Origin of the sequence: Pseudomonas brassicacearum (assembly GCF_009601685.2) — a bacterium.
Classification (GTDB): Bacteria; Pseudomonadota; Gammaproteobacteria; order Pseudomonadales; family Pseudomonadaceae; genus Aquipseudomonas; species Aquipseudomonas kilonensis_B.
Genome location: NZ_CP045701.2, coordinates 5844835 through 5857235, shown reverse-complemented (window position 1 = coordinate 5857235; position 12401 = coordinate 5844835). Strand labels below are relative to the sequence as shown.

Genomic DNA, 12401 nt, shown 5'->3' with positions numbered 1-12401 from the left:
GGGCGGGGTAGATCGAAGCGCAACGGGTGAGCTGATACAGGCGGCGCTCGATCGGCTTTCGTGACGAGGGAGCTTGCTCCCGCTGGGCTGTGTAGGAGCTGTGTAGGAGCAGTGTGAGCTGTGTAGGAGCTGTCGAGTGCAACGAGGCTGCGATCTTTCCAAAGACACTTGAATCTCAAGCGAAAGATCAAAAGATCAAAAGATCAAAAGATCGCAGGCTTCGCCAGCTCCTACAGGGCGCAGTCGAACGGGAGCAAGCTCCCTCGCCACGGGGTTTCGTCAGAAGTGACGTCAGTTTCCGTATTCGGCTCATCTGGTGAGCCGAATAAACCCTCTATTCGGCTCACGCCCCCCCTCAGTACGTGATTTCCCACACAGAATCGCGCGTTCCCTGATTGTTAATAATCCGCCGAATCGCTAACCTTCGCGCCATCTACGGCCCCCTTGCGACGGGGCCTTCAGACGAAACCCGAATAATGACAAACAGCGCCGAGGAAGGGCGCCGGGTTGCGTCATGCATGGCAGGAGGCATACGTGCGTTTTCTTTCTTTATTGATTGTGTTGCTCGGCGCGCCGTTGGCGTGGGCGCAGCCTTCTGCCGAGATGTCGGAGCCGGTGGGCGGCTGGCGCTACAGCGGTTTGCTCGATCGCACCGAAAACCCGCAAGTCGCCTATCCTACGCCGCCCATCGACCGGGGCGTGCAGCGCAACCGCACGATGATCGAGGGCCGGCTCAAGGCCATGGGCACGGCTCGCCAGCCCCACAGCCTGGCGGTCAACGGCAATCCACTGAATCTCTACACCGACGACGAGGGGCGTTTCGCCCGGCCATATGCGTTTGGCGCCGGCTCCAACAGCGTCGAGGTGCGCAGCTCCGAAGGCCAGTCCCTCAAGCGCGTGCAATTCTATGAAGCCAACCACCTGCGCACCCCGGCGCAGATCCGCGTGGTGCTGGGCTGGGACGACCCCAAGGCCGAGCTCGACCTGCATATCGTCACGCCCGACGGCCAACATGCGTTCTTCGGCCAGCCGGCGCTGAGCAACGGCGGTGGTCTCGACCCGGATGGCGTCGATGGCCCGGGCCCTGAAATGTTCACCATGACCGCGCCGATGCACGGTACCTACCTGGTCTACGTGAACTATTGGGGCAACTACGGCAGCGGCGGCTACAACTTCGATGAGACCAGCAACCAGAACGAGGTGATCACCTCGCAGATCAACCTGGTGCTCAACGAAAACACCGTCGATGAAAAACGCGAGACCTTTGTCGTGCCCCTGCGCGCCATTGGCGATCTGTTGCTGGTCAAGACTTTCAACTACTAACGCTCCACGGATGAACAGGCCCTTGTGAATATGAGCGACAACACTGCTTCCCCGACCACGCCGACACCTGTCGCCAAACCTGTGCGCCGCTGGCCGGCGATACTGATCGGGCTGTGCCTGGTAGCCGGTGTGGCCGCCGGGTTGGGCTGGTTCATGAACAAGCCCAAGGCGCCACCCATGGAGCTGGCGTTGGAAAAACTCGGCTTGAGCCGTCCCGACGGCTTGCTCGAGGCCCATTCCCTGAGCCAGTTGCCCAAGGACCTGTTGGCGGTGCCGTTCCTCAAGGCCACGCTCACCGAGGACTTCGTCTTCTATTACGAGGCCCATGCCGACCGTCTCGGGTTGATCGGCAGCCTGCGCCGGATCATCTACGAGCATGACCTCAAGCTGCAGGACAGCTTGATCGAAGCACTTTTCGACCAGCCGGCCGATGTCGCGCTCTGGCGCGGTGCCGATGGCCGTCTCAAGGATTTCCTGTTGGTGATGGATCGCGGCGGCCTGGCCAAGGTCTTGGAGCCGTTGGCGAAAGTCGCCATGGACGACACCCAGTTGAGCAAGCTGGGTGACCTGAAGGTGGGCGGCGACGAAGTCGCGCTATATCAGCTCAGCTATAACGCCAGCAAATCCCTGGTCTTCGCCTCCCACGGCGACAAGCTGGTCGTGCTGTCCAACCCGACCAAGCTCTACGACAAAGGCAATGGCCCTACCGATGAACCCGGCATGGTCTCGACCCAGGCTCTCGAAGCGCTGCTGGCCGGTGAAAAACTGTTCCCCGAAGCCTTTGGCCTGCCGCCCAAGGCGCCGGAGGTCAAGCAACGTATCTCGGTCAACGCCAGCGTGCTCGCCATGGGTTACCAGCGTTTCATCCCCAACTTCGCTGGCGTGCGTTTCGACATGGACGACAAGGGCTGGCACAGCTTCCTGGCGATGGACGAGCTGGAAAACCAGCCGGACTTGGACTTCAAGCCGATCTGGCAAGCCATGCCCATGGGCGCCAGTGCCTGCGTCGCCTTGCCCCTGGCCGCCGAGCAGCACAAACCCTTGCTGGTAAAACTGGGTGCCGACGAAAAAGCCGCCCAGGCCATGGTCGACCATGTGGCCGGCGCCGCAGGCCTGTGCTGGTACGCCGATTCGCGCCTGTACACGCCGCTGCTGGTGGCGAGCCTGAGTGAAGACGACGGCAAGCTCGACGCCGATTTGGGCAACCTGTTCGGTTCGATGGTGGGCGCCTATGAAAACAACGTCGCCAACCATGCATTCCCGGTTGTCGAGAAACAAGCAGGCTCGACGCACCAGTGGCAGCGTCAGGTCAGCTCCAGTTTCGGCCCTTACCTGGCCAAGGAAGCTGAGCAGCCCGATGCGATTACCGGCAAGGCGTTCCTGCGGGTCAGCCTGGCACGCCACGGTTCGACCTTGCTGTTCTCCCTCGATGACAAGTTGGTGGACAAGGCCCTCGGCACCCTCGATAAACGTTTCCCACCCATGGCCGACGTGGTGCCCAAGGACCTGCTGATGCCGGTCTACTTCGGCCCGGACTCCATGGCGCAACTGATGCAGCGTGAAACCCTCGACAGCTTGCCCCAGGACATGGAACCGGTGTTCTACAACGCCGCGCAAACCTACCTGATCCCGAAACTGCGCACCCTTGGCGGCTACGGCAAGTACGCCCTGACCTTGCCCGAAGGCAGCGAACCGGATGGCCATTGGCAGTGGTTGCCGCTGGAATGGAAAGCGCTGTGACAGTACGGGTTCGCAACACCGCGCTGGCGCTGCTGCTGGCCTTGCTGCTCGGCGGGCCCGCGCTTGCCGTCGAAGCGCCGGCGCTGGACGTGCAGCAATCCCAGGTCTTTCGCGCCTGGTTCGTGCGCATTGCCCAGGAGCAACTGACCAAAGGCCCGAGCCCGCGCTGGTATCAGCAGGACTGCGCCGGGCTGGTGCGCTTTGCCGCCAACGAAGCGCTGAAGGTCCACGATGAAAAATGGCTGCGCAGCAATGGCCTGTCCAATCGCTACCTGCCGCCGGAACTGCCGCTCAGCCAAGCGCAACGGCGCCTCGCCCAGCAATGGCAGCAAGGCGGCGGCAAGGTCGGGCCCTATGTCAACGCGATCAAGTTGATCCAGTTCAACAGTCACCTGGTGGGCCGCGATGTGGCCCAGGCCCGTCCCGGCGACCTGATGTTCTTCGACCAGGGCGATGACCAGCACCTGATGATCTGGATGGGCCGCTACATCGCCTATCACACCGGCACCACAACCCCTACCGACAACGGCATGCGTTCCGCAAGCCTGCAACAACTCATGAACTGGAAGGACACCCGATGGATACCCGACGCAGCCAACCCCAACTTCATCGGCGTCTATCGACTCAACTTTCTCTCCCAATGACCGGTGCCCGCATGCTGCGCTTGTGTTCAAAATTGCCCCTGCTGTTTGCCTTGTTGCTGGCACCTGTCGTGAACGCCGAAGACACGGTGGAGCCCAGCGGCTACACGCCGGTGTCCGGTGAAAGTTTCTTCCTGCTGGCCGACAGCAGCTTTGCCAGCGACGAGCAGGCCATGGTCCGCCTCGAAGCGCCCGGCCGCGATTACCGTAGGTTCCGCATGGAGCCCTACGGCGGCGCCGATATCCGTGTCTATCGCATCGACAAGCCGCTGGATTTCCTCAAGCGCCAGAAGAACCTGCATCGCGTGGTCAGCGACGGCCAGTTCAAGGGCGAAGGCCTGTCGAACACCCTCGCGTACCTGTGGGACAACTGGTACCGCAAGTCTCGTCGAGTGATGCAGCGGGCGTTCTCCTACGAGTCCCGCCAGCAAGTCACCGAAGCAGTGCCGGAACTGAAGATTGGCAACGCCCTGGTCGCGCCGACACCGTACGACGCTCCAGCGCAATTCGCCTTGATCCCCGGCTTGCCGGTGGTCAGTCAGTTCCGCTATCCGCTGTGGCAGGCCAAGCCGATCCAGCCGCCCGCGGGCGTCAACCTGGCCGGTTCGTCCAGTCAGTTCGTCAGCGTCGCCCCAGGCAACGTCTATGTCCCTCTGGGCCAGTTGAAGCCAGGCCTGTACCTGGTGGAAGCGTTGATCGGCAAATACCGCGCAACCACCATGGTCTTCGTCTCCAACACCGTGGCGGTGAGCAAGATTGCCGGCGATGAATTGCTGGTCTGGGCCGCCCGCAAGCATGAAGGGCGTTCGGTGCCCAAGGTCAACGTGCTGTGGACCGACGGTTTGGGCGTGATGAGCAGCGGTGCCACCGATGAAGACGGCCTGCTGCGCCTCAAGCACGTCAGCCCGGAGCGTTCGTTCGTCATCGGTGAAGACGAGGAGGGCGGGGTATTCGTCTCGGAAAACTTCTACTACGACAGCGAAATCTACGACACCAAGCTCTATGCCTTCACCGACCGGCCGCTGTATCGGCCGGGGGATTGGGTGTCGCTGAAAATCGTCGGTCGTGAGTTCAAGAATGCCCGTGAGTCGGTGCAACCGACCGCCGCCGACGTCAGTGTCAGCGTGCTGGACGCCACCGGCACCGCGCTGCAGACCCTGGCCCTGAAGCTGGACTCCAAGGCCGGTACCCAAGGCCGTTTCCAACTGCCGGAAAACGCCGTGGCCGGCGGCTATGAACTGCGCTTGCGCTACAAGGACCAGCTCTACAGCAGCGCCTTTCGCGTGGCCGAATACATCAAGCCGCACTTCGAGATCGCCCTGAACCTGGCCAAGCAGGACTACCGCACCGGCGAGCCGGTCAAGGGCAGCCTCGTGCTGCTGTACCCGGACGGCAAGCCGGTGGCCAACGCCAAGGTCAGCCTGAGCCTGCGCGCCCAGCAACTGTCGATGGTCGATAACGAACTGCAATACCTGGGGCAATTCCCGGTCGAGCTGACCAGCAGCGAAGTGACCACCGATGCCAAGGGCAATGCGACCCTCGACCTGCCGGCCGCCGACAAGCCGAGCCGCTACACGCTCACCGTGTTCGCCAGCGATGGCGCGGCGTATCGGGTCAAGACCACCAAGGAAATCCTCATCGACCGTGGCGCGGCGAATTTCCGCCTGAGCGCTCCCCAGCGTTTCAGCGCCGTCGGCCAGAAGGTGTCGTTCAGCTATGCCAACGAAGGCGGCAACGAACAAGCCAAAGCCGTGACGCCAGGCAGCTACGCCTGGGTGCGTCTGGAAGACCAGAGCACCGGCGAAGGCAAGCTGGCGGCCAAGGACAAGGGCTTCAGCCTGACCTTCGAGCGCCCGGGCACTTACAACCTGACGCTCAAGGACGACCACGGCCGAGTCATCGGCGCTGCCGCCCATGCAGTGACCGGTGAAGGCATCAAGGCCGTGCCGGGCACTGTCGAGATCGTCTTCGACAAGCCCGAATACAAGACCGGTGACGAAGCACTGGCGCTGATCACCTTCCCGGAACCGGTCAGCGATGCGCTGCTGTCGCTTGAGCGGGACAAGGTCGAGGCCACGGCGCTGCTGTCCAAGGGCGGCGACTGGCTGAAGATGGAAAAACTCAGCGACACGCAATACCGCGCGCGCATTGTCGTGAAGGATAACTTCGCGCCAAACCTGACCTTCTCGGTGCTGTACACCAAGGGCGGCCAGTACAGCTTCCAGAACGCCGGTATCAAGGTGGTCACGCCGCAGATCGACGTTGCCGTCGTCACCGACAAAGCCACCTACCGCCCGGGCGACACGGTGACCGTGGACCTGAGCACCCAGTTCGCCGGCAAGGCAATCCCGGCGCACCTGAGCGTCAGTGTGGTGGATGAGATGATCTACGCCCTGCAACCGGAAGTGGCGCCGACCATCGACCAGTTCTTCTATCACCCGCGTCGCAACAACGTGCGCACCAGTGCCAGCCTGTCGTTCATCAGCTACGACGTGGCGCTGCCAGGCAGCCCCGGCGCGCCGGGCAAGGCCAACCGCAGCGAACGCGGGGTCAAGGTGCTGGAACGGCCGCGTCGTGAAGACGTCGACACCGCTGCCTGGCAACCGGAGCTGGTCACCGACGCCAACGGCAAGGCCCGTTTCACCTTCAAGATGCCGGATTCCCTGACTCGCTGGCGCATCACGGCCAAGGCGATTGCGGACGATGGCCAGGTGGGGCAGAAAAAGCAGTTCATCGCCTCGCAAAAGCCGCTGTACCTGAAGTGGAGCGGGCCGACCCGTTTCCGCATGGGCGACAAGCCGCAACTGGGCCTGTTCGCGTTCAGCCAATCGGAAAAACCACTGAAGGCCGAGCTGCTGATCCGTTACGCCGGTGCTGAACAGCGCGTGGTGGCGGACCTGAAAAACGGCATCAACTACGTGCCGCTGCCGACCATGGACCTGAGCAGCGGTGACTTGAACGTCCAGTTGCAGGTCAATGGCGAAACCCAGGACGCCCTGGCCATGCGCTTGAACGCCAGCGGCAACGGCTGGCAAGTCACCCAGAGCCAGCGCCTTGATGTGACAAGCGGCGACACTCCGCTGACCCTGCCGGCCGACGCCAGCGATATTCGCCTGCGCCTGGATGACAGCCCGCAAGCGTTGTTCCGTTCCGCCCTGGATGACCTGTTGAGCTACCCGTACGGCGGCGTCGAGCAGACCGCCAGCCGTCTGTTGCCGTTGAGCATTGCCTATCCGACCCTGGCGTCGAACCCGCAGATTCGCGACCGCTTGCGGCTGATCATGCAAAACAGCCGCTTGCGCCTGGTGCAGATGGCCGGACCGTCGGCGAGCTTCACTTGGTGGGGTCAGGACGGTGAGCCGGATGCCTTCCTCACCGCCTATGCCTATTACGCCGACTGGCACGCCAGCAAGGCCCTGGACCTGAGCCTGCCGCCGGAGCACTGGCAGCGGGTGCTGGAGGTCTACGCCAAGCAGGCCGGTGATACGCCGCTGCTGCAGCGTGCGCTGATCCTGTCGTTCGCCAAGCAGATGCAACTGCCGGTGAACACCTTGCTCAGCGGCCTGATGGACGACCTGTCCAAGGCCAGTGAGGACACTGCCGAGAGCGTGCTGGACAGCGGCGAAGACAGCCTGGTCATGTACGCGCCGGACTCTGCCCTTGGCCTGGCCAGCGCCCGTGTCCTGACCGCGTTCCTGGCGAAACAGGCCAAGGTGCCGCTGCCGGCGGCCTTCAGCCGTCAAGCCGATGCGGCGCAACAGCAACTGGAACTCAGCTCTCAGCCGTTCGTCGAGGCCTTGGTGTTGTCGTTGCAGAGCTTCGATCAGGCCCGCGCCAGCGCCTTGCTCGAGCGCGTGCTGCCGCAACAGTCCACCCTGGAACGGGCCCTGGCCCTGACCTGGTTGCAGGGCAGCATCGAGCAGGCGGCGCCGGCCGTGGCCTTGGCGCCGGGCGAAGGCTGGGCAGCCAGGCAGGGCGCGACCGGTGAAACCTACTGGCAGTGGCAGGGCGCGCAGCTTCCAACGATGCTGACCCTGACCGGCGCCCAGGAGCGTCCTTTGCAAGCGGCACTGAGCTTCCAGAGCCAGCAAGCGCCGGTAGCACCGATGGCCGTGTCCATCACCCGTCGCCTGTCGCGCCTGGTGCCGGGCGACGAGGCCTTCACCTTCAAGCTCGAAGCGGTGGGCAACAAACCGTTGTCCAGCGACAGCCTTTACCTGGACGAAGTGATCATCAACAGCAAGGCCCCGACGCCGCTGCGCTACGGCATGCTCGAAGTGCCGCTGCCGCCGGGCGCCGATGTGGAGCGCACCACCTGGGGCATCCAGTTGCTGGGCAAGGCCGGCAGCGAGCCGACGTCGTTGGAAAAAGCGCGCTTCGAGCCGGGCCAGATGGCCTACGCAGTACCGGTGGACGCCCTCAGTGGCGAGCTGCGCCTGCGGCACTTGGTGCGCTTCTCACAGAAAGGCCAGTTCACCTTGCCGCCAGTGCGCTTCACCCAGGTCTACGCGCCGCAACATCAGGCGCGGGAACAGAAACCGGCGCTCGGTCAGGTCACGGTCAACTGATATGCGTTGGCCGTTGGTTGGGTGGCTGTTGTGCTTGATTCCTGCGCTGGCAACAGCGCAGGACGAGCCGTTGCGCCTGGCCTTCGACGGTCAATTGCTGCAAGTGAGCCAGACCCAGGTGCTGGATCGCCAACCATTGCCTGACGCTTTGCAGGCGCCACTGGGCAGCCTGTGGAAGCTGTTTGTCTACGCCTGGCTAGTGGACACCGACGCTCGCGAGCCGGTCTATGAGTGCCGCGGCGAGTCCAAGGAAGAAGTCTATTGCTGCAACGCCGGGCGCAGCATCGGTCGCGACCAGGCGCTGGTGAAGTCCTGCGGCCTGTATTTCGAGCCGCAGCGGCTCGGGCTCTCGGCCTCGACCTGGCGCGATTACTGGCAGGCCCGTCAGGCGCCGGCCTGGTTGTTGGACCTATCGACCTTGCAACCCCAGACGCAAGTGCCCGTCGCGCAGTTGCTCAAAGCCCTGGTCACGTTGCCGGCCCAGGACCAGGCTCGTAGGGTGTTGCTGGATGTAGTGCTCAATGCGGCGGATGGGCGATTGGTCGGCGAGTTGGGCAGTCGCCTGCGGGTCAAGACCTGGAGCTGGCTGGGTGACCAGGGGCCTTCATCGCGACAGGGCGGTTTCGCCGGTTGGCTGGCCGATGGCACCCCGGTATGGGCCGGTGGCCGTGGCACCAGCCAGCAGGTCTTGAAGGTCTACGGCCAAGGGTTGGCTGCAGCATTGCCGTCACGCTGGCCGGCGGAAACCGGGCGTTGCGTGGAAGTCGGCCTGTTCGCCCGTTATCCCTGGCAACGGGTAATGGCGGGCGACCGGCCGGCTACCCCAGGCCAGTTGCGCGGCGACTATCGCGTCGAGTTCACCAACGGTAACCAGCTGGATATCCACAGCGACGGCGAGCTGTTCCTCATGCCTGGCAAGCTGGTGGCGCGCCTGGACCGGGAAGAGTACGTCGCCCGGGTCTTGCAACGCGAAGCCAAGGCCGAGCCAGTTGAAGCCGCCAAGGCCTTGGCCGTGGCGGCCCGCACCTACCTGCTGCAAAACGCCCAGCGCAATGGTGATTGCCTGAGCATCGACGACAGCAGCCATCGCCAGCGTGTCGCGCCACGCCCGGCGGTGCCCGAAACCCGCGCCATCGCCGCCTGGACCAGCGACCTGGTCCTGGCCGGCACCGATGTCACCTATCACTCCGACCAGCCCGGCCCGGACAAACTGTCCTGGGCACATGCGGTGGAGCAAGCCAACGCCGGTCAACGCTACGACGCCATCCTGCTGCATGCCTACCCGCGTGCCAGCCTCAGCCGCTGGGACAACCCGGTGGCATCCTGCGAAGCGCTGCCGGCCGCCCAGGACTGGCTGCTGAAGCAGCGCCGGGGCTGGCGTGAGCGGCTGGAAAGTGAAGTGGGCTACAACGAAATCAGCGCTTTCGCCGTCTGCCGCGTCGCCTTTGGCCGGCCTTATGTCGACCGCGAGCGCCAGCGCATCTACGTGCGCGGCGTGCTGTCGCTGCAGGATCGTCTCGACCTGACGCATGAATATCTGCACCTGGCCTTCGAAGCTCATCCCAACGGCCAGGACGAAACCTATATCGAAGGGCTCGCCCGTCACCTCTTGCTGGAATAGACCATGACACTCCGTTATCCACAGGTCTTGCTGTTGCTCTGCGCCTTGACCGCGTTGCCACCGGCGATGGCCGCTGACTCTATCAAGCTCGACACACCGGTCGGCGGCTGGCGCAGCGGTGCGCCGGGCGGTGAGGGCGAACGTTTCAGCCAGACCGTCAACTACCCGGCCTCGTCGGTCAACACGCCTCCGGGCCAGGCCGACACCGCTCGCATCAGCGGCCAGATCAAAGGCACGCCCAAGGACAGCAACGCGCCCGGCCAGTTGATCGTCAACGGCGTCAGCCTGCCGCTCAAGCTCGATGGGGAAGGCCGCTTCGATCGGCCGTTCTCGTTCCCCAACGGCAGCAACAGCGTTGAAGTGCGCAGCGCCGATGGGCAGCAGCGCCACCGCACGCAATTTCTCAACACCAGCGGCGGCGCCACACCGGCCAAGCTGCGGGTACTGTTGACCTGGGACAGCGACGGCACCGACCTGGACCTGCACCTCGTCACCCCGGACGGCGGCCACATCTGGTACGGCGACCGCGCCGTCGCCAACGGCGGCGCCCTCGACGTCGACGTCACCACCGGCTACGGCCCGGAAATCTTCGCCATGCCCGCGCCGATCAAAGGCCAGTACCTGGTGTATGTGAACTACTACGGCGGCGGTTATCGCTATCAGGAAGACAGCGAGGACGGTGGAGAACAAGCGCAACAAGCCCTGACCACCGCACAGGTCACCGTGATCACCGAAGAAGGTACCCCGAACGAGAAGATGGAAACCTTCGTCGTGCCGATGCGGGCGGTGGGCGAGCTTACGTTGGTCAAAAGCTTCAGCTATCCGTAGGCAATCCTTGTTCCTGCTGGACTTGTGTAGGAGCTGCCGAAGGCTGCGATCTTTTGATCTTTTGATCTTTTGATCTTTCGCTTGAGATTCAAGTGTCTGGGGAAAGATCGCAGCCTCGTTGCGCTCGGCAGCTCCTACGGGTTCGGGCGTGTGTTCTGTGGGGGTATTTGTGACAAAAAAACTCACGCGTGAGCTATTGTGAGGTTTGAAAACTACCTGTAGTGTTTCTCACGCGTGAGTTTTTCACAGTGGGGTCAGTACCATGTCAACCAGCTCTCCATCAGATCCGCCTGACGGGTCTGTGACCGATTCAGCGAGCCGCACGGGAGAGCGCGCCAAACCCTCCGCGAAAAAACCGTCGAGCTTCTACATGAAGCAGATGCGCGCGGGCCTGAGTGCCGCCGGGTATGTGAAACACGAGACTTGGGTGCTTCCCGAAAACCGAAGCCTGCTCAAGCAAATGGAGAAAAAGCTACGCCAACCGATTCTGGCTGGCTCATTCATGTTGGAGGAATACATGAGCGCAGGTAACAACTGGAACATCGATCGCCTCTACAGCGCCCTTCAGGCCCTGGACGAAGTGGTCGCGAGCGACATCACCCTTTCCCTCGTTCAAGGCTCCGAGTCCAGCATCAAGCTGGAAATGAACGACTTCGGTGGCTTGCCGATCTACATCGCGGTGGTCGGTGACCAGATCATTGTCGATACCGTCCTGGTGGACGTCGAGTCGATCAACGACGTGGCGGCCTTCAACGATGCCGTGTTGCGCAGCCGGGAAATGTTCCCGCTGTCGTCCATCGGCATCGAGACCATGCCCAACGGACAGGTCGTCTACAACATGTTCGGTGCGTTGAGCTCCGACTCCAGCCTGACCAACGTCGTCACCGAGGTCAAAACCCTCGTCGACAACGTCCAGCGCGCCAGCGAAGCCTTCGAACGCTTTTTCATTTAATTCGCCGAATAGGAACCATCCAATGACTCAGTCCATCTGGAGCAAGTTGTTCACCGCACTGCGTGGCGGTGCCAGCGAAGTCGGCGAATCGATCGTCGACCAACAGGCCCTGCGCATCCTTGACCAGGAAATCCGCGATGCCGACAGCGCGCTGGCCAACGCCAAGCGTGAACTGGTCACCATCATGGCCAAGCACAAGTTGGCGACTGATCGCGTCGGCGAGTACAAGGCCAAGATCAAGGACCTGGAAGCCAAGGCCCTGGCCGCGATCCAGGCCAACCGCGAAGACCTGGCGCTGGAAGTGGCCGAAGCCATTTCGACCCTGACCAACGAACTGGACGCCGAGCAAAAGCACGCGACCGAATTCGGTGGTTATGCGGACAACATGCGCAAAGACATCACCAAGGCCGAAAGCCGGATCAAAAGCCTGCGTCAGCAAGTGGACATGGCCAAGGCCCGTGAAAGCGTGCAGAAGGCCCAGGTCAGTGCCTCGATCGCCAGCGGCGGCGCCAATGGCAAGTTGGAAACCGCCGTCGGTACGCTCAACCGCCTGCAGGCCAAGCAACAGCAACGGGCCGCTGAATTGCAAGCCCAGGACGAACTGGCCGAGGCTTCGACCGGCTCCGACCTGGAGCGCAAGCTGCGCGATGCCGGCATCACGCCGAACGAAGGCAGCGCCAATGCGATCCTGGAACGCCTGAAGAAAAAATCGGCTGAGTAATCGGTTC

At 63.0% G+C, this 12401-nt stretch carries 8 protein-coding genes; all 8 read left to right on the top strand.

The annotated features are described in order from the left end of the window. The first annotated feature begins 534 nt into the window (after nucleotides 1-534). Nucleotides 535-1323, top strand: a complete 789-nt coding sequence (locus tag GFU70_RS25380; protein ID WP_058544916.1) for a YfaP family protein — start codon at nucleotides 535-537, stop codon at nucleotides 1321-1323. A gap of 30 nt (nucleotides 1324-1353) precedes the next feature. Beyond that, a complete protein-coding gene (locus GFU70_RS25375; RefSeq protein WP_153388983.1) occupies nucleotides 1354-3063 on the top strand; it encodes a DUF2138 domain-containing protein in 1710 nt (569 codons plus the stop codon). Further along, a complete protein-coding gene (locus tag GFU70_RS25370; protein ID WP_058544914.1) occupies nucleotides 3048-3707 on the top strand; it encodes a DUF1175 domain-containing protein in 660 nt (219 codons plus the stop codon). The genes GFU70_RS25375 and GFU70_RS25370 overlap by 16 nt, the downstream gene beginning before the upstream one ends. Beyond that, nucleotides 3704-8272 carry an alpha-2-macroglobulin family protein gene (locus GFU70_RS25365; protein ID WP_153388982.1) on the top strand — a complete coding sequence of 1523 codons (4569 nt, stop codon included), beginning with the start codon at nucleotides 3704-3706 and terminating at the stop codon, nucleotides 8270-8272. The genes GFU70_RS25370 and GFU70_RS25365 overlap by 4 nt, the downstream gene beginning before the upstream one ends. 1 nt (nucleotide 8273) lies before the next feature. Then, nucleotides 8274-9893, top strand: a complete 1620-nt coding sequence (locus GFU70_RS25360; RefSeq protein WP_116641235.1) for a DUF2300 domain-containing protein — start codon at nucleotides 8274-8276, stop codon at nucleotides 9891-9893. 3 nt (nucleotides 9894-9896) lie between these two features. Further along, nucleotides 9897-10721, top strand: a complete 825-nt coding sequence (locus GFU70_RS25355; RefSeq protein WP_153388981.1) for a YfaP family protein — start codon at nucleotides 9897-9899, stop codon at nucleotides 10719-10721. A gap of 370 nt (nucleotides 10722-11091) precedes the next feature. After that, nucleotides 11092-11673 carry a YjfI family protein gene (locus tag GFU70_RS25350; RefSeq protein WP_116641237.1) on the top strand — a complete coding sequence of 194 codons (582 nt, stop codon included), beginning with the start codon at nucleotides 11092-11094 and terminating at the stop codon, nucleotides 11671-11673. A gap of 22 nt (nucleotides 11674-11695) precedes the next feature. Then, a complete protein-coding gene (locus tag GFU70_RS25345) occupies nucleotides 11696-12394 on the top strand; it encodes a PspA/IM30 family protein (RefSeq protein ID WP_058544909.1) in 699 nt (232 codons plus the stop codon). Nucleotides 12395-12401 lie beyond the last annotated feature (7 nt).

Excerpts from the sequence above, each read along its gene's own strand:
- GFU70_RS25370 (WP_058544914.1), top strand. The coding sequence starts at position 3,048 with ATGGAAAGCGCTGTGACAGTACGGGTTCGCAACACCGCGCTGGCGCTG.
- GFU70_RS25375 (WP_153388983.1), top strand. The coding sequence starts at position 1,354 with ATGAGCGACAACACTGCTTCCCCGACCACGCCGACACCTGTCGCCAAA.
- GFU70_RS25345 (WP_058544909.1), top strand. The coding sequence starts at position 11,696 with ATGACTCAGTCCATCTGGAGCAAGTTGTTCACCGCACTGCGTGGCGGT.
- GFU70_RS25360 (WP_116641235.1), top strand. The coding sequence starts at position 8,274 with ATGCGTTGGCCGTTGGTTGGGTGGCTGTTGTGCTTGATTCCTGCGCTG.
- GFU70_RS25355 (WP_153388981.1), top strand. The coding sequence starts at position 9,897 with ATGACACTCCGTTATCCACAGGTCTTGCTGTTGCTCTGCGCCTTGACC.
- GFU70_RS25365 (WP_153388982.1), top strand. The coding sequence starts at position 3,704 with ATGACCGGTGCCCGCATGCTGCGCTTGTGTTCAAAATTGCCCCTGCTG.
- GFU70_RS25350 (WP_116641237.1), top strand. The coding sequence starts at position 11,092 with ATGAAGCAGATGCGCGCGGGCCTGAGTGCCGCCGGGTATGTGAAACAC.